Here is a 20,502-nt window from a genome sequence, read left to right as displayed (position 1 = left end):
GTCACACCCGTTCCCATTCCGAACACGGCAGTTAAGCTCTTCAGCGCCGATGGTAGTTGGGGGTTTCCCCCTGTGAGAGTAGGACGCCGCCAAGCCATTTCGAAGGTCAGCCATTAGGCTGGTCTTTTTTTGTTTTCAGACTGGTACCATTAAAATAAAATGAAATCATTCACTGTTGCTAGGACAGGACAAGTTAGATATTGAAAACAGCTTTCCGTCGATCTTTGATTAAAATCCCTGGATAAGCTGTTCAACCTATCTGAAAGAATTTATAATTAGAAAAATAGGCAAGCTGTTTAATAAGGGTGGAACAAAAATATTCATGAAAATAGTGAATGCAGGAAAGGAACGATTCTGTGAGTAAAAAGGGTAAAGAAAAGTTTGAAGTTAGAGAAGGAGAAAGCATTGATGAATGTCTTGATCGAATAAAGGCTGCAGGGTACTTTCCAGTGAGGAGAACGGAAGAACCCATTTTTGAGGAAAGAATCACGAATGGAATGGCTCATTATGAACCAATTAACAGGAAAATTGTATTTGAAGCAAAGTTATTGGAGTAAAACACGAACAATCATTAAGTATTCTATAAAAATATTCGATTTTATCTTGACAATGAAAATGCGTGACGGTAAGATGGATGTATATTAATACCTCTCATATAATCCTGGGGATATGGCCCAAAAGTTTCTACCTGATGACCGTAAATCATCGGACTATGAGAAAAGTAGCTGACTTATTCGGAAACTATCGAAGTCTTTTTTGTGAAGACTTTTTTCCGGGCAGATTGCTTTCTCTATGAGGAAGAAGTCTGCCCGTTTTTTTTTGAAAATTATAGATGATAGAATGGAAAGTGGGAGGGACAGTATTATGAAGTCGCAGGTCGGGGTCATTATGGGTAGCGTCTCGGATTGGGAAACGATGAAGTATGCTTGTGAATCATTGGAACAGCTTGAAATCCCCTATGAAAAAAGAGTCGTTTCGGCCCACCGCACACCAGACTTATTGTTTGAATATGCAGAGAGTGCAAGAGAGCGCGGGATTAAGGTGATAATAGCAGGTGCAGGTGGAGCTGCTCACCTACCCGGTATGACGGCAGCTAAAACAATAGTACCTGTGATTGGGGTGCCAATCCAATCCAAGGCTTTAAACGGTATGGATTCATTATTATCGATCGTTCAAATGCCAGGCGGGGTACCGGTTGCCACGGTAGCTATCGGAAAGGCAGGGGCGATTAACGCAGGTTTGCTTGCGGCGCAGATATTGGCTGCTTTCGATTCAGAAATCGCCGATAGGATAGAGGTTCTCCGAGACGAAACTAGGGAAAAGGTGTTATTGAGCAGTGAACAACTTAAATAAGGTCATTTTACCGGGTCAGACGATTGGAATTATTGGCGGTGGACAGTTAGGCAGGATGATGGCCTTAGCGGCTAAGGCAGCAGGCTTTAAGATAGCTGTTCTTGAACCAACGACTAATGGTCCTTGTGCTCAAGTGGCAGATATAGAGATCCTTGGGGCTTATGATGACATAGATGCATTGAAAAGGCTGGCAAATGTCAGTGACGTCATTACCTATGAGTTCGAAAATATCAGTTCCAAGGCTCTAGATTGGTTGAAACAGCATGCCTATCTTCCTCAAGGGTCGGAATTATTAAAACAAACACAGGATCGGCTTACTGAAAAGAAAGCCATAGCAGGTGCCGGAGCAACGGTTGCCCCGTACCGGGAAATTCAGGATGTTTCGGAAATATACCTACATATAGAAGAATTAGGGTACCCAAGTGTGTTAAAAACGACCCGTGGCGGTTATGATGGAAAAGGGCAGTTAGTCATTAATGAGGAAGCTGATATTAAAAAGGCTGAATCCCTGCTCCAAACAGGTGTATGTGTATTAGAAGCTTGGATACCTTTCGTTAAGGAAATCTCGGTTGTCGTGACGCGTAAAGCGAATGGTGAAACAAGTCATTTTCCGGTAGCAGAAAATATTCATATTGAAAATATACTGCATAAAAGCATCGTTCCCGCTCGCATCAGTCAGAGTGCTGAAGAAAAGGCCATTGTGGAGGCTCGACAGCTTGCCGAGAAACTAGAACTGGTCGGTACATTGGCCGTGGAGATGTTTTTAACGGCAAAGGATGAAATCATCATCAATGAGCTTGCACCAAGACCACACAATTCGGGTCATTATACATTGGAAGCATGTGCAACATCCCAATTTGAACAGCATATCCGTGCTGTCTGTAATTGGCCCCTCGGAAATACCTCCTTGTTGCAACCGGTGGTCATGGTCAACGTCCTAGGTGAACACTTGGAGCCATTACTTCATGAAATTCCGGAGCTTACGGATTGGAAGATTCATCTTTACGGTAAAAGAGAGGCCAAGATAAAACGGAAAATGGGGCATGTTAACATTTTACGTCCAACACTCGAGGAAGCCCTTTTAGAAAGTGATCGAAGCAAAATTTGGAATCAACAGGTTGAAACGGAGGAAGCAAAATGATAGAACGTTATACCCGCCCTGAAATGGGTAACATTTGGACAGAGAGAAACCGCTTTAATGCATGGTTGGAAGTAGAAATCTTGGCATGTGAAGCATGGTCGGAACTTGGTGTCATACCGAAAGAAGACGTGAAGCTCCTTCGTGAAAATGCGTCATTCGATGTAGAGCGCATCAATGAAATTGAAAAAGACACTCGCCATGATGTTGTGGCCTTCACACGTGCGGTTTCCGAAACATTAGGTGAAGAACGTAAATGGGTGCATTATGGCCTGACTTCAACGGATGTAGTTGATACGGCACTTTCTTATGTGATTAAACAAGCGAATGATATTCTTTCAAAGGATTTAAATAATTTTGTCGAGATCTTGAAAAACAAAGCGAAAGAACATAAATATACCGTCCAAATGGGACGTACACATGGTGTGCATGCGGAACCGACCACTTTCGGCTTGAAGCTTGCCCTTTGGTACCAAGAAATGAAACGGAATGTGGAACGTTTTGATGCTGCTCGAAAAAACATCGAGGTAGGTAAAATCTCCGGTGCTGTTGGTACATATGCAAACATCGACCCGTTCGTTGAACAATTCGTCTGTGAAAAGCTGGGCCTTGAAGCTGATCCCATTTCAACGCAAACCTTGCAACGTGATCGCCATGCACACTATATGAGTACATTGGCGTTAATTGCAACTTCCATCGAAAAATTCGCTGTGGAAATCAGAGGGTTACAAAAAAGCGAAACGCGCGAAGTGGAAGAATTCTTTGCAAAAGGACAAAAAGGATCATCAGCAATGCCTCATAAACGGAATCCTATCGGTTCTGAGAACATGACAGGAATGGCCCGGGTCATCCGTGGATACATGATGACAGCGTATGAGAATGTAGCTTTATGGCACGAACGTGATATCTCCCACTCTTCTGCTGAACGAATCATCTTGCCGGATGCAACGATTGCTTTGAATTATATGTTGAACCGTTTCAGTAACATCGTGAAAAACCTGACTGTCTATCCCGAGAACATGAAGCGTAACATGGATCGTACACTTGGGTTAATCTTCTCTCAACGCGTGTTGCTTGCCCTTATTGACAAGGGTCTTGTCCGTGAAGAGGCGTATGATACGGTTCAGCCCCATGCGATGGACGCCTGGGAGCAACAAGTCCCATTCAGGAGCCTGATCGACAAGGATGATAAAATCACAAGCCTGCTTACTAAAGAAGAACTTGATGACTGTTTCGACCCTACCCATCATTTGAAAAACGTAGATGTGATCTTTGATCGCCTAGGCTTATAAAACAAGGCTGCAAACGTGAATCCCAGTCGGGTGAAGCGTTTGCTCCTTGCCTAATGATAAAATAAAAATTCATAATATTCACAATTCGGAGGTCTTAACAGATGGAAAAGCGAGAATTGCTGTATGAAGGGAAAGCGAAACAGATTTATGCAACGGACAACAGTGAAATAGTATGGGTGGAATACAAAGATTCAGCAACGGCTTTCAATGGCGAGAAGAAGTCAGAAATCGCTGGTAAAGGCCAGTTGAATAATCAAATTACTAGTTTACTATTTTCAAAGCTTGCCGAACAAAACATTCCTTCTCATTTTATAGAAAAGCTTTCCGAGCGGGAGCAACTGGTTAAAAAGGTCTCCATCATACCTCTTGAAGTGGTCGTTAGAAACACGGCTGCCGGTAGCTTCTCTAAACGCACTGGCATGGAAGAAGGCCACCCACTAAAGAAAACGCTCGTTGAATTTTATTATAAAGACGACGCACTCGGCGATCCCCTGTTGACGGAAGACCATATTGAAGAATTGGAACTTGCCAGCAAGGAAGATGTAGCTATCTTAAAGGAAAAGGCACGGGAAATCAGTAAGGTCCTATCAACCATCTTCCAAGAGATGGGCATTAACTTGATTGATTTTAAACTGGAGTTTGGCAAGACATCGGATGGGGAAATCCTATTGGCTGATGAAATTTCACCGGATACTTGTCGCCTTTGGGATGCAGTGACAAATGAAAAACTGGACAAAGACGTATTCCGCCGTGATTTAGGTAGTTTAACAGATGCATATGGAAAAATTCTAGCAAAGTTGGAGGGTACTCAACATGTATAAGGTTAAGGTATATATCACACTACGAGAAAGTGTACTGGATCCACAGGGGACAGCGGTTCAACAATCCCTTCATAGTTTGACATATAACGAAGTAAGCGATGTTCGTGTCGGGAAATACATTGAACTGACGATTGAAGACACCGACCGTGATTTAGATCAACTGGTGAAGGAAATGTGTGAAAAGCTATTAGCCAATACAGTCATTGAAGCGTACCGTTATGACGTGGAGGAGGTTGTCACCCAATGAAATTTGCTGTGATCGTTTTCCCTGGCTCCAATTGTGATGTCGACATGTACCATGCGATACAGGATGCGCTTGGGGAGGAAGTGGAGTATGTATGGCATTCCACGGATAATCTAGACAAATTTGACGGGATCCTGCTTCCAGGCGGATTCTCTTATGGCGACTACCTACGTTCAGGAGCGATTGCCCGTTTTTCCAATGTGATGGCAGAAGTCGTAAAAGCGGCTCAAGCAGGAAAACCGGTTCTTGGCGTCTGCAATGGTTTTCAAATTTTGCTTGAAGCAGGGCTGTTACCGGGAGCGATGCGACGTAATGATGGTCTGAAATTCATCTGTCGTAATGTAGAGCTGAATGTTCAAAATAATGAATCAATGTTTACCACGGGATATTCATTAAACGAATCAATCACCATTCCAGTGGCCCATGGTGAAGGAAACTATTACTGTGATAAAGACACACTGGAGGAATTAAAACAAAATAACCGCATTCTGTTCACTTATAAGGGTGAAAATCCCAACGGTAGCCTAGAACAAATCGCGGGAATCACCAATGCACAAGGTAATGTCCTCGGAATGATGCCTCATCCCGAACGTGCTGTTGACTCACTGCTTGGCAGTAAAGACGGCTTAAAGATCTTTCAATCCATCGTGAAAAACTGGAGGGAATCACATGTTGTTACAGCTTGAACCAAGTCCGGATAAAATTAAATCGGAGCGTTTATACGCAAGTATGGGGCTATCCGATGAAGAATTCGCCATGGTGGAGAAAATCTTAGGCAGACTGCCGAATTATACGGAAACGGGTTTGTTTTCCGTCATGTGGTCAGAGCATTGTTCCTACAAAAATTCAAAACCCATCTTAAGAAAATTCCCGATTACGGGGGAAAAAGTATTACAAGGTCCTGGGGAAGGCGCAGGAATCGTCGATATCGGTGATAATCAGGCCGTCGTTTTCAAGATTGAAAGCCATAACCATCCATCGGCCATTGAGCCATATCAAGGAGCAGCTACAGGCGTTGGGGGCATTATCCGTGATGTCTTCTCCATGGGAGCCCGACCTATCGCCATGTTAAATTCGCTGCGCTTCGGCGAATTGGATAACGAACGCGTGAAATATTTATTCAAAGAAGTGGTTGCAGGAATTGCTGGATATGGGAACTGCATTGGGATTCCCACTGTCGGCGGTGAAATTCAATTCGATCCTTCCTATGAGGGAAATCCATTAGTCAATGCCATGTGCGTCGGGTTAATTGATCATAAGGATATCAAGAAAGGTCAAGCTCATGGTGTCGGGAATACGGTCATGTACGTGGGTGCCAAAACTGGCCGTGATGGCATTCATGGAGCTACATTTGCATCGGAAGAACTTTCAGAGTCTTCAGAAGAGAAAAGACCAGCCGTGCAAGTTGGCGATCCATTCATGGAGAAATTACTGTTAGAAGCTTGCCTTGAACTTATCCATAATGATGCGCTTGTCGGCATTCAGGATATGGGCGCAGCGGGGCTTACTAGCTCTTCGGCTGAGATGGCGAGTAAAGCTGGATCAGGGATTAAAATGAACCTTGATTTAGTACCTCAACGTGAAACAGGCATGACTGCGTATGAAATGATGCTGTCTGAGTCACAAGAACGGATGTTAATCGTCGTTACTAAAGGACGGGAACAGGAAATCGTTGATTTGTTTACGAAATATGACCTGGAAGCAGTTGCTGTTGGTGAAGTAACGGATGATAAAAACTTAACACTTTCCCATCAAGGTGAAATCGTTGCGGAAGTTCCGGTTGATGCATTGGCTGAAGAAGCACCAATCTATCACAAGCCATCTGCTGAACCACAGTATTTCCGCGACTTCCAAAGCATGATGGCAAAAGTGCCGGTTATCAAGGATTATAAGGGTACTCTTATAGCATTATTACAACAGCCTACCATTTCAAGCAAGGAATGGGTTTACGACCAATATGATTATATGGTTCGTACGAATACAGTGGTATCACCTGGTTCCGACGCTGCAGTGGTACGTGTGCGAGGAACGAATAAAGCTCTTGCAATGACAACGGATTGTAACTCCCGCTATATTTACCTCGACCCCGAGACAGGCGGTAAGATTGCTGTAGCTGAGGCGGCCCGTAACATTGTCTGTTCGGGTGGAGAACCTTTGGCGATTACAGATTGCTTGAATTTTGGAAACCCAGAAAAACCAGAGATATTTTGGCAACTGGAAAAAGCCGCTGATGGCATGAGCGAAGCATGTCGCAGCTTAAGTACGCCTGTCATTGGTGGAAATGTATCGCTTTATAATGAAACGAATGGCGAGGCCATTTATCCAACTCCAGTAGTTGGGATGGTTGGTCTTGTACATGACCTTCAACATATCACGACCCAAACGTTCAAACATGAATCCGACTTGATATATGTGGTCGGGGAAGCGAAAGCTGAATTTGGTGGCAGTGAACTTCAAAAAATGGTAGAAGGAAAAATCTTTGGACCTGCACCGGAATTGGACTTACATGTTGAACAAAAACGGCAAGCACAAATTCTTGAAGCCATTCGAGCAGGGCATATCGCCTCCGCACATGATCTTTCAGAGGGTGGTTTGGCTGTTGCCTTAAGTGAATCTCTATTCGGTCCGACTACACTCGGCGCCAACGTTAAGGTTTCCGGCGAATTGGTATCCGGGTTATTCAGTGAAACGCAATCCCGATTCTTACTATCCGTTAGTCCAGAAAACCAAGCGGCATTTGAATCCATTGTTGAAGATGCAATCCTTATAGGGGAAGTAACGAATGATCCAAAAATAATCGTGACGGATGATGGCGATAATCTGGTATTTGAAGTGAATGTTGAGGAATTACAATCAGCTTGGAAAGGGGCCATTCCATGCTTGCTGAAATAAGAAGTCTTAATGAGGAATGTGGCGTAGTAGGAGTCTGGGGACATCAAGATGCAGCACAGCTTGCCTATTACGGACTGCATAGCTTACAGCATCGGGGCCAAGAGGGAGCAGGCATTGTCGTGACGGACGGTAATCAAATGTCCATCACGAAAGGGGAAGGTCTTGTAACGGAAATCTTCACGGCAGAAAAAATGCAGGCACTTTCCGGTACAGGGAAGTCAGCGATAGGTCATGTCCGTTATACGACAGCAGGCGGCGGTGGATATCAAAACGTCCAGCCTTTCTTGTTCAATTCACATACAGGGGGGCTGGCTCTTGCCCATAATGGGAATATCGTCAATGCCAGCCAGTTAAAAGCACAGTTAGAGGGACAGGGGAGCATTTTTCAAACGACGTCGGATACGGAAGTCCTTGCACATTTGATTAAACGCTCCGGTTATTCTGATATAAGGGATTCTGTGAAAAATAGCTTAAGTATGCTAAAGGGTGCCTACGCATTTGTTATCATGACAGAAAACCAAATGATTTTAGCGCGGGATCCACATGGTTTCCGTCCACTTTCCCTCGGAAAGATAGGAGATGCGTATTACGCCGCTTCTGAAACATGTGCTCTTGATATCGTTGGGGCGGAATTCATCCGTGATATCGAACCAGGCGAGCTTGTCGTCATCAATGATGAAGGAATCTATTCAGAATACTTTTCCCTTTCCAGTCAACAAGCCATGTGTACGATGGAATATGTGTATTTTTCCCGCCCGGATAGCAATATTGATGGGATTAATGTACATACAGCCAGGAAAAACCTTGGTAAGCAAATGGCTCAGGAAGCGAAAATCGAAGCGGATGTTGTCACGGGTGTTCCGGATTCAAGCATATCGGCGGCCATTGGTTATGCCGAAGCTGCGGGCATCCCTTATGAAATGGGCTTAATTAAGAACCGTTATGTCGGACGGACATTTATTCAACCGTCGCAAAGCCTTCGCGAACAGGGTGTGAAGATGAAGCTATCACCGGTACGAGGCGTCGTTGAAGGGAAACGCGTGATCATGGTGGACGATTCGATCGTACGTGGTACGACCAGCAGAAGGATTGTCCGCATGCTGAAAGATGCAGGGGCGAAAGAGGTCCATGTTGTGATCAGTTCGCCTCCAATTAAAAATCCATGTTTTTACGGTATTGATACATCGAAAAAAGATGAACTGATCGCCAGCTCCAAATCGGTGGAGGAAATACGGGAAATCATTGAAGCCGATTCATTAACCTTCTTAAGTGTGGAAGGCATGGTCGAAGCGATTGGACGTCCGTTTGCTGGAGAAACACGCGGTTCATGTCTAGCATGCTTCACGGGAAATTATCCAACGGAAATTTTCGATTATGAACGGGAAAAAATTAAATGCTAAACAGGCATCGATAAGAACGAGTGGTTTTCGGAGGGGGATTTCAAATGGCTAATGCATATAAGCAGGCTGGCGTCGATATTGAAGCGGGCTACGAAGCGGTAAATCGGATGAAGAAACATGTAAAACGGACATTTCGTCCTGAAGTAATGAACGGATTGGGTGGTTTCGGAGGCATGTTCGATTTGTCTTCGTTACACCTTAAAGAGCCTGTCCTTATCTCAGGAACGGATGGAGTCGGGACGAAGCTTTTACTCGCGTTCATGATGGATAAACATGATACAATTGGAATAGATTGTGTAGCGATGTGCGTCAATGATGTGGTCGTACAGGGGGCTGCGCCGTTGTACTTTTTAGATTACATAGCTTGCGGCAAAGCTGATCCCGAGAGAATTGAAATGATCGTTAAAGGGATTGCGGATGGTTGTGAGCAAGCGGGTTGTGCTTTAATCGGTGGGGAAACAGCTGAAATGCCAGGGATGTACGAAATCGAAGAATATGACGTGGCTGGGTTCACTGTTGGGGCGGTTGAAAAATCACGCTTAATTACGGGTGAGGGCATATCCAATGGTGATGTTGTCATCGGTCTTGCTTCAAGCGGGATCCATAGCAATGGCTATTCACTTGTCCGTAAAATCCTTCTTGAAGATGCAGGAATGGATTTACAGGAACTCGTGCCGGAGTTCGGTTGCAAATTGGGTGAAGAATTGTTGAAACCGACAAAAATCTATGTCCAGTCGATATTGTCGACACTTGAAAAGTTTGAAGTGAAGGGACTAGCACATATTACAGGTGGCGGGTTCATCGAAAATATTCCGCGTATCCTTCCTGAAAACTGCGGTGTTGAAATTGAGTTGGGCAGCTGGACGATTCCCCCAGTATTCTCGTACCTTGAGGAAAAAGGAAATCTTGTTCAGGAGGAAATGTTCAATATATTCAATATGGGCATCGGGATGACGGCCGTCGTGAGAAAATCGGATGCTCCTGCGATCATTGCGCATCTACAGTCTTGTGGTGAACAGGCTTCTGTCATAGGAACGATTATTGAGGGTGAAGGAGTGTCTTTTAAGCGATGAGGCGCCTTGCTGTCTTTGCATCGGGTAATGGAAGCAACTTTCAAGCAATCGCTGATGCAATAAAAGAGGGAAATCTAGAAGCGGATATATGCCTTGTTGTTTGTGACCGTGAGGATGCTTACGTAATTGAGAGGGCTAGAATGGAGAACATTCCGGTATTCTCATTCTCAGCAAAACAGCACGTAAATAAGGCGGGATATGAACGGGAGATACTCGATGAACTTCATGTCCATGGCGTAGAATTCATTATTCTTGCTGGTTATATGCGGTTAATAGGATCGACGTTATTAGGGGAGTATTCACACAGGATTGTGAATATTCACCCTTCTCTTTTGCCTTGCTTTCCAGGTAAGGATGCTATTGGCCAGGCTTTTAAGGCTGAAGTGAAGGAAACCGGGGTCACGATTCATTATGTCGATGAGGGAATGGATACAGGACCGATTATTGCTCAACAGGCGGTCCCCATTCTTAACGGAGATACAAAAGACATCCTCCAAAAAAGAATTCAGGAATTGGAACATGATCTGTATCCGAAAATTTTGCAACAGCTATGCCAAGAGAAACAACATACATAATGGAGGGAACAACATACCATGAAGAAACGTGCGTTAATTAGTGTATCGGATAAAACAGGTATCGTAGAATTTGCCAAAGGGTTGAAAGAGGCCGGGTTTGAAATCATTTCAACGGGCGGTACGAGTAAAACATTACAGGATAATGGCGTGGATGTTATCGGTATCAGTGAAATCACTGGTTTCCCGGAAATTCTGGACGGCCGCGTTAAAACGCTACACCCGAATGTCCATGCAGCAGTCTTAGCCAAGCATGGAGATGAAGGGCATAAAGCTCAACTAGCAGAGCATCATATTGAACCGATTCAGTTGGTCTGTGTGAACCTTTATCCTTTCCAATCGACGATATCGAAACCGGATGTGACGGTGGAAGATGCGATTGAGAACATCGATATCGGAGGACCGACCATGCTACGTTCGTCTGCGAAAAACCACGAGTATGTGACAGTTATCGTCGATAGCGAGGATTATGCAACGGTATTGGCTGAGCTAAAAGAAAACGGAGATGTCTCAAAAACGACGAATCGTCGTCTGGCAGCTAAAGTCTTCCGTCATACAGCGGCATACGATGCCGTGATTTCAGAATATATGACTGAGCTTGCCGAAGAAGAGAATCCAGAATCACTTACTGTTACTTATGAATTGAAACAGTCGCTTCGTTATGGGGAAAATCCTCATCAAAAAGCAGCGTTCTATAAAAAACCGCTTGGATCTACCTTCTCGATTGCGGAAGCAAAACAACTGCACGGAAAAGAGCTTTCATACAATAACATCAATGATGCAGACGCAGCCCTTCAAATCGTTAAGGAATTCAAAGAACCGGCAGCCGTGGCCGTCAAGCATATGAATCCTTGTGGAGTCGGTGTTGGTGATACGATTCTGGAAGCATTCGATAAAGCGTATGAAGCGGATTCCACTTCGATTTTTGGTGGCATCATCGCCTTGAACCGTGAAGTGGATAAAGCGACTGCGGAAAAGCTTCACGAAATTTTCCTTGAAATCATCATCGCTCCAGGATTCTCTAAGGAAGCATTGGATGTATTGACAAGTAAGAAGAACCTTCGTCTATTAACGGTTAATTTCCAGGCTGCTAAAAAACCGGAACGTAAATTGACTTCAATTGAAGGTGGTTTACTCGTGCAAGAACGTGATGCTTTCGGTTTGAAGGATGCAGAAGTAAAAGTGGCAACAAAACGCGAACCGACCGCAGAAGAGTGGAAAGCTCTTGAACTTGGTTGGAAAATCGTGAAACATGTCAAATCGAATGCCATCGTTATTTGTAATGATCAGATGACATTGGGCGTGGGTGCAGGGCAAATGAACCGTGTCGGCGCAGCAAAAATAGCTCTAGAACAAGCTGGTGAAAGAGTAGCGGGAAGTGCTTTGGCATCGGATGCTTTCTTCCCTATGGACGATACCGTGGAGGCGGCGGCAAAAGCAGGCGTAACGGCAATCATCCAGCCAGGTGGATCGAAGAAAGACCAAGATTCAATTGATAAAGCCGATGAATATGGAATAGCAATGGTATTCACAGGAGTTCGCCACTTTAAACATTAATCGAAGATGAGGTGCGGTAATGAATGTACTAGTGATTGGCCGTGGAGGCAGGGAGCACGCTATCGCCCGTAAACTGTTTGAAAGCAAACGGGTTAAGAAAGTCTTCGTGGCGCCAGGGAATCCCGGCATGGCAGATGTTGCCGAACTTATATCAATCGAGGAAACCAAACATCAAGAATTGGTCGCTTTCGCAAAAGAAAATGCGATTGCTTTGACGGTGATTGGACCGGAAACGCCTTTACTTAATGGGTTGGCTGATGACTTTGAGAAAGAAAACTTGCAGGTGTTCGGACCAAACAGCCGGGCTGCGGTCATTGAAGGAAGTAAATCATTTGCTAAGAATTTAATGAGGGATTATCATATTCCAACAGCAGAATATGAGACGTTTTCTGATTATGAGCAGGCAAAGGCATATATCGAAAAAGTGGGCGCTCCCATTGTCATCAAGGCTGATGGTCTGGCTGCGGGCAAAGGCGTAGTAGTCGCCATGACGATGCAGGAAGCAATGGAAGCCATTCATGATATGCTAGTCGGTGCAAAGTTCGGGGAAGCTTCAGCAAAGGTTGTCATCGAGGAATACCTGGATGGCGAGGAGTTTTCATTGATGGCCTTCGTGAACGGGGATAAAGTATATCCAATGGTTATCGCACAGGATCATAAACGTGCCTACAATGGTGATAAAGGACCGAATACTGGTGGAATGGGTGCGTACTCCCCCGTCCCTCAAATATCCGATAGTATGGTGCAAGCAGCGGTAGATGCTATTCTGCAACCGACGGTTCATGCGATGATTTCAGAAAATCGCCGATTTTCAGGCATATTATATGCCGGGTTAATTGCAACGGAAAAGGGTACAAAAGTGATTGAATTCAATGCCCGTTTTGGGGATCCGGAAACTCAAGTAGTATTGCCCCGCTTAAAGACGGATTTCGTCGATACTCTTGAAGCGGTCCTTGCAGGGGAAGATTTAGATCTTGAATGGCATGATGAAGCGGTTCTTGGTGTAGTCGTGGCTGCAGAAGGCTATCCTGGAGCATACACGAAGGGGTCGGTAATCAAAGGGTTGGATAGGATTCAGCCGGACACCCATATTTACCATGCCGGGACGGCCAAAAACGACCAGGGAGATCTTGTTTCCAATGGAGGCAGGGTATTGCTTGTTGCGGCTAAAGGAAACGACCTTGCGTCTGCCCAAAGACAAGTCTATAAAGAAGTAGAACATATTGAAAAAGAAGGCCTGTTTTGGCGTACGGATATTGGATATCGAGCCATAGAATAGGTTCCTTGACCATAAAAAGAAGCTGGCTCAAATCTCGAGTCAGCTTCTTTTAAAATGAAATCAATACGAATCAGATTGGTCATCCCTGTTCTGCTTATCCTTCATCATGGCTTGGCCATTTTCCATTACATCGACAACGGGGCAATAGCGCAATATGCCTTCGCCTATTTTCATGGCAGCAAGGATGACCACCATTAAGTAAGATTGATTTTTCCATGGCTTTTTAACCATTTTCGCTGTGGCACAGGTAAGAAAGGTAAAGCCACAGGTAATCCGCATAAGCGCATTGACTATGCTGATATTTTGTTTGAATTTCATGATAAGTTCATCCTTTCACAAAAATTTCACAGTATTCTGGTTAACTTTACTGTGTTAATGAAATAAATATGTTACTATAAGATAAAATTGGATTGAATTGGGATTTCAATTCCTTTGTCTTACAATTCATGGAGGGATGTTTATGCTGGAACAACGTTATAGATGGAAAAATAAACATCTACGGGAACATATAGATGTGCTGGATGGAAAGAGGTCACCACACATTCTTTTGAAAAATGCTACATATTTAAACCAGGCTTTACGAAAATGGGTGAAAGCAAATATATGGATTTATGACGATCGCATTATCTATGTCGGTACAAACCTTCCTGAAAATATAGACCGCTGTGAAATGGTTGATTGTTCAGATCAGTACCTGGTCCCGGGATATATTGAGCCGCATTCACACCCTTCTCAATTATATAATCCCCTGTCTTTCTCACGCTATGCATCCCATTTTGGGACAACGACACTTATCAATGATAACCTGCCATTCCTTTTGCAATTAGGAAAAAAGAAAGCGTTTTCTCTTTTGAAGGAGCTACGTAACATCCCTGTTACGATGTATTGGTGGAGCCGTTTTGATGGACAAACGGAGTTGATCGATGAAGATACCGTATTTTCTCATGGAGCGGTTAAATCCTGGCTTGAGCATGATGCCGTTTTACAGGGCGGTGAACTGACGGGGTGGCCTAAGCTTCTTGATGGCGATGACATGATGCTGCATTGGATTCAGGAGGCCAAGCGGATGAGGAAGAAGATAGAGGGTCACTTTCCTGGTGCTTCTGAGAAAACACTTGCCAAGATGACACTATTTGGAGCCGATTGTGACCATGAGGCCATGACAGGTGATGAGGTGATGGAGCGCTTACTTCAAGGCTATTTCGTTTCATTAAGGCATTCATCCATCCGTCCGGATCTCCCAAACATATTGCAGGAAATTCATGAACTGGGTATCGATCAATATGATAAGTTCTTTTATACAACGGATGGTTCACCACCGTCTTTTTATGAAAAGGGATTCATAGATTGCTTGATTAAAATAGCAATCGAACAGGGTGTACCAGTCATTGACGCCTATAATATGGCCACTATCAATATCGCACGCTATTATAATATTGAATATCTCCATGGCAATATTGCTACGGGCAGAGTCGCCAATATCAATTTTCTGTCTGATATTGAGGAGCCCGCCCCGGTTTCTGTCATGGCTAAAGGGAAATGGGTGAAGCGGGATGGGGAAATCATTCCGGATTCACAAGAAATCAACTGGAGCGATTTTGACTTTAAACCGTTGGAAATGGACTGGGACCTTAGTTTGAAGGAAGATTTCGAATTCTCGATGCCGTTCGGAATAGAGCTGGTCAATAACGTGATCACCAAACCATATTCCCTTTCAAACGATGTGGGATATGAAGAGCTTACCTTTCAAGATGATGAGTGTTTCTTCATGCTCATCGATAAGGAAGGGAAATGGCGGATCAATACGATACTGAAGGGGTTTGCCGATAAGTTATGCGGTTTTGCAGCCACCTATACGAATACCGGGGATATCATTTTGATTGGGAAACGTAAGAAGGATATGCACCTGGCCTTCAACCGGCTGAAGGAAATCGGCGGCGGTATTGTTTTGACAGAGCAAGGAGAAGTGATTCATGAGGTGCCATTAACATTAAAAGGGATAATGTCCAATAAGGAAGTTCCTGAATTAATTATAGAAGAAAATGAATTGAAAAGATTGTTGCGTGAACGGGGTTATCGCTTCGCTGATCCCGTATATACCCTATCCTTTTTTTCTACGACCCATTTACCGTATATCAGGGTTACCCAGCGTGGGGTATATGATGTAATGAATAAAAATATACTCTTCCCTACTATAATGCGTTAAAATATAAAAGAACGCAGCAAACGACACGGTTGAGTAATCAGGAGCGTGAAAAGTGTATGAAAAAGTTTCTTTTCATCATGATAGCGATGTTACTTTTAGTAGGCTGTTCAGCGAAGGATAAGACAGAGGAAGACCAGCAAGACGAATCTGTCATGAAAGATACAGATGGTTCTTCAGGTGTTTTTCCGCTAACGGGAATAAGCACAGATGGAGAGAAGAAGCGTAGGGCCGTAGCGGTGATGATCAATAATCACCCACAGGCGCGTCCCCAATCGGGTCTTTCTGAAGCGGACATCGTTTATGAATTGCTGGCGGAGGGTGACATTACAAGGTTGTTAGCCGTTTTCCAGAGTGAGACCCCAGATCAAATCGGTCCGATTAGAAGTGCGAGAGATTATTATATCGAACTTGCCAAAGGCTTGGACTGTCTCTATGTATGCCACGGTAATAGCCCGGAGGCAAAGACGATGCTTGACAAAGGTTATGTTGATAACTTGAATGGCTTATATTATGATGGTACTCTATTTCAGCGGACTACAGACCGAAAAGCCCCACATAACTCCTACACCTCTTTTGAAAATATTGAAAAAGGTGCAAAGGAAAAAGGCTATGAGTTGACTGGTGCCCCCGAACCGTTTGCATTCTTGACGGAGGAAGAGGCAAAAGGTCTGCAAGGAGATGCAGCTTTGAACATCGATGTCGTCTATGGAGATGCAACATCCAATGTTCATTATGAGTATGAAAAAGCAGAAGAAAAATACACACGTTATTCGAATGGTGAGCAAACGGTTGAGTATCAATCTAAGAAACCTGTCCTGTTAGATAATATATTCATCATTGAGGCTGCTCATCAGGTGGTTGACGATAAAGGACGCCGAAAGATTGATTTGAAAAGCGGCGGAAAAGGTTACCTACTTCAAAAGGGGAAAATCAATGAAGTAGAATGGGTGAATAAAGATGACCGGATTATACCCGTGATTAATGGGAAAGAAGTAGGGTTGGTGACAGGCAAGACCTGGGTCAACGTAATTCCGAACCAACCAGGTATAGATAAGAACGTGTCATTTGATGCCCAAGAAAATTAAGGGGGAGTATGTATGCAAATTGATAAGTTAAGAGGGAAAGCGACAGATCAATTGTTTAAGTCGATTCTTTCTTTGCGCGATTTAGACGAGTGCTATCGCTTTTTTGATGATTTATGCACCGTCAATGAAATATCATCTTTGGCACAACGTCTTGAAGTGGCCCGCATGCTTGAGGAAGGTAAAACTTATCATAAGATTGAAACGGAAACCGGAGCCAGCACGGCTACGATATCCAGGGTCAAACGTTGCTTGAACTACGGGAACGACGCTTATTCCATGGCCATCAATCGCATTAAAGAAGATGTAGAGGAACCAACTGAAACGTAATGGGACGTTTCTTATAATGGATGAATCGAAAAAAACCGAGGAACTCGTTTTCTTGGTTTTTTATTTTGAGTTTATCCAGGTGGTCGGCAGCTTTTTTAGAGGAGTTGCCACGATAGAGTGGGTTTTCGATTCGTAGGTTTTTTTTGGAAAATTTTTTATCAGCACTTCTCTTTTTTTATGAAAAATCTTAATGCTATAATGGTTTAATGGGAAGTGTGAATGGAGGATTATTATGTACGATTTTCGCGAGTGGAAACATGTTTTCAAACTCGATCCAAATAAAGAAATAAGCGATGAAGCATTGGAAAAGGTTTGTGAATCTGGAACAGATGCCATTATGGTCGGCGGCACGGACGGAGTCACGCTTGAGAATGTGCTTCATTTAATGGCAAGGGTCAGGCGCTATACCGTTCCGTGCGTGATGGAGATTTCGTCAGTGGAAACGGTGACGCCTGGGTTCGATTTATATTTTATCCCAAGTGTGTTGAATAGCACCGATCCTGATTGGATGATGAAATTGCATCAGCAGGCGGTCAAGGAATACGGATATTTAATGAATTGGGACGAGATTTTTGTCGAGGGATATTGTATCCTCAACCCTGATTGCAAGGTGGCTCAATTGACGAATGCCAACACTGAATTGGATATGGATGATGTGGGTGCCTATGCGATGATGGCCGAAAAGATGTTCAATCTCCCTATTTTTTATCTGGAGTATAGCGGTATATATGGAGATGTCCGGATGCTGGAGGCCGCTAAAGAGAGCATGGAGAATAGCGTGCTATTCTATGGAGGCGGCATTAAATCAGTCGAACAGGCTAAAGAAATGGCCAAGTTTGCGGATGTAATCGTAGTTGGAAATGTAATTTATGAAGACTTGAAGGCGGCACTTGCAACGGTTGCCGCTGTTAAATAAAACGTTCATGGAATTAATGAAGTGTAGTATAATAAAAGAACAAATGTTCGTACAGGCGGTGTAATGATGCAATATTTAGCGGAAAAATTACTAACGGGTTTGAATGAACAACAACAAAAAGCAGTAAAAGCAACGGATGGCCCACTATTGATCATGGCTGGTGCAGGTAGTGGAAAGACCCGTGTTCTAACACATAGGATCGCATACTTGATGGTGGAGAAAGAAATCGCGCCTTGGAATATCCTCGCCATCACGTTTACCAACAAAGCGGCCCGAGAAATGAAAGAAAGAATCCGGGCGATTCTAGGTGGCGCATCCGAGGACATTTGGATTTCGACGTTTCACTCCATGTGTGTCCGGATTTTACGAAGAGATATCGACCGGATGGGTTTCAACCGGAACTTCTCCATTTTAGACACGACAGATCAGCAATCAGTCGTTAAGCAAATCCTGAAAGACCGCAATTTGGATCCAAAGAAATATGATTATCGGGCTATCCTTGGAAGTATCAGCTCGGCGAAAAATGAATTGGTCGGTCCGGAAGAATACCAAAAAACCGCATCGGACTTTTTCACAAAAATCACGGCGGATGTCTATACGGAATATCAAAAAAGGTTACGGAAAAACTCAGCACTTGATTTTGATGATTTGATCATGATGACGATCCAATTATTCCAGATTGTTCCGGAAGTTTTGGAATACTATCAACGCAAGTTTCAATATATCCATGTCGATGAGTATCAAGATACCAACCGTGCCCAATATATGCTTGTTAAACTACTTGCTTCACGTTTTCGTAATCTATGCGTTGTAGGGGATTCGGATCAGTCGATCTATCGGTGGCGCGGTGCGGATATAGCCAATATCCTTTCTTTTGAAAAGGATTACCCGAATGCGACGATGATTTTCCTTGAACAGAATTACCGTTCAACGAAAAAGATCCTTGAAGCGGCCAATAAGGTCATTGATAATAACCAAAACCGTAAGCCGAAGAATCTATGGACAGAGAACGTAGCGGGTAATAAGTTATCTTATTTCAGGGCAGACAATGAGCAAGGTGAAGCACAATTCGTAGCAGGGAAAATAAATGAATTAACGCTAAAAGGCGAAAGAAAGTATTCTGATATAGCTATCCTGTATCGGACAAACGCACAGTCCCGGGTAATGGAGGAAGTGCTGCTTAAGTCAAACATCAACTATGCCATCGTCGGCGGCACCAAGTTCTATGATCGTAAAGAGATCAAGGACCTGCTTGCTTATCTGCGGCTCATCGCCAATCCTGACGATGATATTAGCCTGCGCCGTGTAATCAATGTTCCAAAACGCGGCATTGGCGCAACATCGATGGATAAGGTGGCGGATTACGCCAATCAATATGATATTTCCATTTATAAAGCGCTCGAGTCGATAGAAATGATCGGGATTAGCGGGAAGGCGACGAAAGCAGCCCGTGAATTCCATACATTGATTACGAATTATACGAATCAGCAGGAATTTTTGTCCGTTACGGAATTGGTAGAAGAAGTCATCGAAAAAACGGGATACCGTGAAATGTTAAGGGCTGAAAAAACGATTGAATCACAAAGCCGCCTAGAAAATATTGATGAGTTTCTATCCGTGACGAAAGCATTTGAAAGTAATAGTGAAGATAAATCATTAGTGGGCTTTTTAACGGATTTGGCGTTGGTGGCCGATATCGATAAACTAGATGAAAACCCTGAAGACGCTAACGATGCGGTAACGCTGATGACGCTCCATTCTGCGAAGGGCCTCGAATATCCGGTCGTCTTTTTACTTGGGCTTGAAGAAGGGGTATTCCCACATAGCCGCTCCCTCATGGATGAGGAAGAGATGGAAGAAGAACGCCGTCTTGCCTACGTGGGCATTACAAGGGCTGAAAACGAATTGTTTTTAAGCAATGCCCAAATGCGGACACTTTACGGACGCACGAACATGAATCCAGTGTCCCGTTTCATTTCGGAAATCCCGGCAGAACTTCTGGAAGATTTAAAACCGAAACCCGCTCCCAAGTCTAAGCAAACTTCATTCAGTTCTTCGGCGAGGACAGGTTCTACTGCACCTACCCATGCTAGAAAAACACCTAGCTTCGGACGTGCTGTTTCTGCCCCATCTGCAACAGGCGGTGAAGAAATAGGCTGGGCTGTCGGTGATAAGGCTTCCCATAAAAAATGGGGTGTCGGAACGGTAGTCAGTGTAAAAGGGGAAGGCGAAGGAAAAGAATTGGATATCGCATTTCCTAGTCCGACCGGAATCAAGCGTTTGTTGGCGAAGTTTGCACCAATCGAAAAAGTTTAAGCTATGAATATACGCCTACTGGCAAAGGATA

19 protein-coding genes, 1 rRNA gene and 1 riboswitch are annotated in these 20,502 nt (G+C 43.9%); of the genes, 19 read left to right on the top strand and 1 reads right to left on the bottom strand.

The genetic code is table 11. The annotated features are described in order from the left end of the window. The 14 genes from rrf to purD form a co-directional block, all read left to right on the top strand. Positions 1-95: ribosomal RNA gene (gene rrf, locus ACIQXQ_RS15685) — 5S ribosomal RNA — on the top strand; the annotation flags it as partial. A 261-nt stretch (positions 96-356) separates the two neighbouring features. Beyond that, a complete protein-coding gene (locus ACIQXQ_RS15680; RefSeq protein ID WP_402958642.1) occupies positions 357-557 on the top strand; it encodes an NETI motif-containing protein in 201 nt (66 codons plus the stop codon). Between the two features lie 74 nt (positions 558-631). Next, a riboswitch (purine riboswitch) is annotated at positions 632-733 on the top strand. A gap of 131 nt (positions 734-864) precedes the next feature. Further along, complete coding sequence (gene purE, locus ACIQXQ_RS15675) at positions 865-1,353, top strand: 5-(carboxyamino)imidazole ribonucleotide mutase (RefSeq protein WP_402958640.1); 489 nt, start codon at positions 865-867, stop codon at positions 1,351-1,353. Beyond that, on the top strand, positions 1,337-2,494 hold the full coding sequence (gene purK / locus ACIQXQ_RS15670) for a 5-(carboxyamino)imidazole ribonucleotide synthase (RefSeq protein ID WP_402958638.1): 1,158 nt from the start codon (positions 1,337-1,339) through the stop codon (positions 2,492-2,494). Before purE ends, purK begins: the two co-directional genes overlap by 17 nt. Further along, complete coding sequence (gene purB, locus ACIQXQ_RS15665) at positions 2,491-3,783, top strand: adenylosuccinate lyase (RefSeq protein WP_402958636.1); 1,293 nt, start codon at positions 2,491-2,493, stop codon at positions 3,781-3,783. The genes purK and purB overlap by 4 nt, the downstream gene beginning before the upstream one ends. Positions 3,784-3,884: 101 nt before the next feature. Then, positions 3,885-4,604, top strand: a complete 720-nt coding sequence (gene purC / locus ACIQXQ_RS15660) for a phosphoribosylaminoimidazolesuccinocarboxamide synthase (protein WP_402958634.1) — start codon at positions 3,885-3,887, stop codon at positions 4,602-4,604. Next, complete coding sequence (gene purS, locus ACIQXQ_RS15655; RefSeq protein WP_402872285.1) at positions 4,597-4,851, top strand: phosphoribosylformylglycinamidine synthase subunit PurS; 255 nt, start codon at positions 4,597-4,599, stop codon at positions 4,849-4,851. The genes purC and purS overlap by 8 nt, the downstream gene beginning before the upstream one ends. Beyond that, positions 4,848-5,534, top strand: a complete 687-nt coding sequence (gene purQ / locus ACIQXQ_RS15650) for a phosphoribosylformylglycinamidine synthase subunit PurQ (RefSeq protein ID WP_402872282.1) — start codon at positions 4,848-4,850, stop codon at positions 5,532-5,534. Before purS ends, purQ begins: the two co-directional genes overlap by 4 nt. Continuing rightward, positions 5,518-7,740, top strand: a complete 2,223-nt coding sequence (gene purL, locus ACIQXQ_RS15645; RefSeq protein WP_402958632.1) for a phosphoribosylformylglycinamidine synthase subunit PurL — start codon at positions 5,518-5,520, stop codon at positions 7,738-7,740. Before purQ ends, purL begins: the two co-directional genes overlap by 17 nt. Next, entirely contained in the window at positions 7,725-9,140 is a 1,416-nt protein-coding gene (purF, locus tag ACIQXQ_RS15640; protein WP_402872278.1) for an amidophosphoribosyltransferase, read from the top strand. Before purL ends, purF begins: the two co-directional genes overlap by 16 nt. Positions 9,141-9,184: 44 nt before the next feature. After that, positions 9,185-10,213, top strand: coding sequence for a phosphoribosylformylglycinamidine cyclo-ligase (gene purM, locus ACIQXQ_RS15635; protein WP_402872275.1), 1,029 nt, complete (start codon positions 9,185-9,187; stop codon positions 10,211-10,213). Continuing rightward, positions 10,210-10,788, top strand: coding sequence for a phosphoribosylglycinamide formyltransferase (purN, locus tag ACIQXQ_RS15630; protein ID WP_402958630.1), 579 nt, complete (start codon positions 10,210-10,212; stop codon positions 10,786-10,788). The genes purM and purN overlap by 4 nt, the downstream gene beginning before the upstream one ends. An 18-nt stretch (positions 10,789-10,806) precedes the next feature. Next, on the top strand, positions 10,807-12,342 hold the full coding sequence (gene purH / locus ACIQXQ_RS15625; protein WP_402958627.1) for a bifunctional phosphoribosylaminoimidazolecarboxamide formyltransferase/IMP cyclohydrolase: 1,536 nt from the start codon (positions 10,807-10,809) through the stop codon (positions 12,340-12,342). A gap of 19 nt (positions 12,343-12,361) precedes the next feature. After that, entirely contained in the window at positions 12,362-13,621 is a 1,260-nt protein-coding gene (purD, locus tag ACIQXQ_RS15620) for a phosphoribosylamine--glycine ligase (protein ID WP_402958624.1), read from the top strand. 60 nt (positions 13,622-13,681) lie between these two features. Here the strand turns inward: purD and ACIQXQ_RS15615 are convergent, their stop codons facing one another. Continuing rightward, positions 13,682-13,939 carry a YgaP-like transmembrane domain gene (locus ACIQXQ_RS15615; protein ID WP_402958622.1) on the bottom strand — a complete coding sequence of 86 codons (258 nt, stop codon included), beginning with the start codon at positions 13,937-13,939 and terminating at the stop codon, positions 13,682-13,684. Between the two features lie 142 nt (positions 13,940-14,081). Here ACIQXQ_RS15615 and ACIQXQ_RS15610 point away from each other — a divergent pair, with 142 nt between their 5' ends. The 5 genes from ACIQXQ_RS15610 to pcrA all read left to right on the top strand — a co-directional run bounded on the left by ACIQXQ_RS15610 (position 14,082) and on the right by pcrA (position 20,471). Then, positions 14,082-15,827 (top strand): adenine deaminase C-terminal domain-containing protein, encoded by a 1,746-nt coding sequence (locus ACIQXQ_RS15610; RefSeq protein ID WP_402872263.1) that lies wholly within the window; start codon positions 14,082-14,084, stop codon positions 15,825-15,827. A gap of 56 nt (positions 15,828-15,883) precedes the next feature. Beyond that, complete coding sequence (locus ACIQXQ_RS15605; protein ID WP_402958620.1) at positions 15,884-16,912, top strand: DUF3048 domain-containing protein; 1,029 nt, start codon at positions 15,884-15,886, stop codon at positions 16,910-16,912. Between the two features lie 12 nt (positions 16,913-16,924). Beyond that, complete coding sequence (locus ACIQXQ_RS15600; protein WP_402958616.1) at positions 16,925-17,239, top strand: YerC/YecD family TrpR-related protein; 315 nt, start codon at positions 16,925-16,927, stop codon at positions 17,237-17,239. Positions 17,240-17,471: 232 nt separating this feature from the next. Beyond that, on the top strand, positions 17,472-18,155 hold the full coding sequence (pcrB, locus tag ACIQXQ_RS15595) for a heptaprenylglyceryl phosphate synthase (RefSeq protein ID WP_402872255.1): 684 nt from the start codon (positions 17,472-17,474) through the stop codon (positions 18,153-18,155). 66 nt (positions 18,156-18,221) lie between these two features. Next, positions 18,222-20,471: a DNA helicase PcrA gene (gene pcrA, locus ACIQXQ_RS15590; RefSeq protein ID WP_402872252.1), complete on the top strand. Its 2,250-nt coding sequence runs from the start codon at positions 18,222-18,224 to the stop codon at positions 20,469-20,471. Positions 20,472-20,502 lie beyond the last annotated feature (31 nt).

The sequence above is a fragment of the Peribacillus sp. NPDC097198 genome, assembly GCF_044762055.1.
GTDB lineage: Bacteria > Bacillota > Bacilli > Bacillales > DSM-1321 > Peribacillus.
The sequence above is the reverse complement of the archived record's forward strand: the minus strand, read 5'-3'. Positions and strand labels throughout refer to the sequence as shown.

Excerpts from the sequence above, each read along its gene's own strand:
- ACIQXQ_RS15615 (WP_402958622.1), bottom strand. The coding sequence starts at position 13,939 with ATGAAATTCAAACAAAATATCAGCATAGTCAATGCGCTTATGCGGATT.
- purH (WP_402958627.1), top strand. The coding sequence starts at position 10,807 with ATGAAGAAACGTGCGTTAATTAGTGTATCGGATAAAACAGGTATCGTA.
- pcrA (WP_402872252.1), top strand. The coding sequence starts at position 18,222 with ATGCAATATTTAGCGGAAAAATTACTAACGGGTTTGAATGAACAACAA.
- ACIQXQ_RS15605 (WP_402958620.1), top strand. The coding sequence starts at position 15,884 with ATGAAAAAGTTTCTTTTCATCATGATAGCGATGTTACTTTTAGTAGGC.
- purE (WP_402958640.1), top strand. The coding sequence starts at position 865 with ATGAAGTCGCAGGTCGGGGTCATTATGGGTAGCGTCTCGGATTGGGAA.
- purM (WP_402872275.1), top strand. The coding sequence starts at position 9,185 with ATGGCTAATGCATATAAGCAGGCTGGCGTCGATATTGAAGCGGGCTAC.
- purC (WP_402958634.1), top strand. The coding sequence starts at position 3,885 with ATGGAAAAGCGAGAATTGCTGTATGAAGGGAAAGCGAAACAGATTTAT.
- purS (WP_402872285.1), top strand. The coding sequence starts at position 4,597 with ATGTATAAGGTTAAGGTATATATCACACTACGAGAAAGTGTACTGGAT.
- purD (WP_402958624.1), top strand. The coding sequence starts at position 12,362 with ATGAATGTACTAGTGATTGGCCGTGGAGGCAGGGAGCACGCTATCGCC.
- purQ (WP_402872282.1), top strand. The coding sequence starts at position 4,848 with ATGAAATTTGCTGTGATCGTTTTCCCTGGCTCCAATTGTGATGTCGAC.
- purL (WP_402958632.1), top strand. The coding sequence starts at position 5,518 with ATGTTGTTACAGCTTGAACCAAGTCCGGATAAAATTAAATCGGAGCGT.
- ACIQXQ_RS15600 (WP_402958616.1), top strand. The coding sequence starts at position 16,925 with ATGCAAATTGATAAGTTAAGAGGGAAAGCGACAGATCAATTGTTTAAG.
- purB (WP_402958636.1), top strand. The coding sequence starts at position 2,491 with ATGATAGAACGTTATACCCGCCCTGAAATGGGTAACATTTGGACAGAG.
- purN (WP_402958630.1), top strand. The coding sequence starts at position 10,210 with ATGAGGCGCCTTGCTGTCTTTGCATCGGGTAATGGAAGCAACTTTCAA.
- pcrB (WP_402872255.1), top strand. The coding sequence starts at position 17,472 with ATGTACGATTTTCGCGAGTGGAAACATGTTTTCAAACTCGATCCAAAT.
- ACIQXQ_RS15610 (WP_402872263.1), top strand. The coding sequence starts at position 14,082 with ATGCTGGAACAACGTTATAGATGGAAAAATAAACATCTACGGGAACAT.
- purF (WP_402872278.1), top strand. The coding sequence starts at position 7,725 with ATGCTTGCTGAAATAAGAAGTCTTAATGAGGAATGTGGCGTAGTAGGA.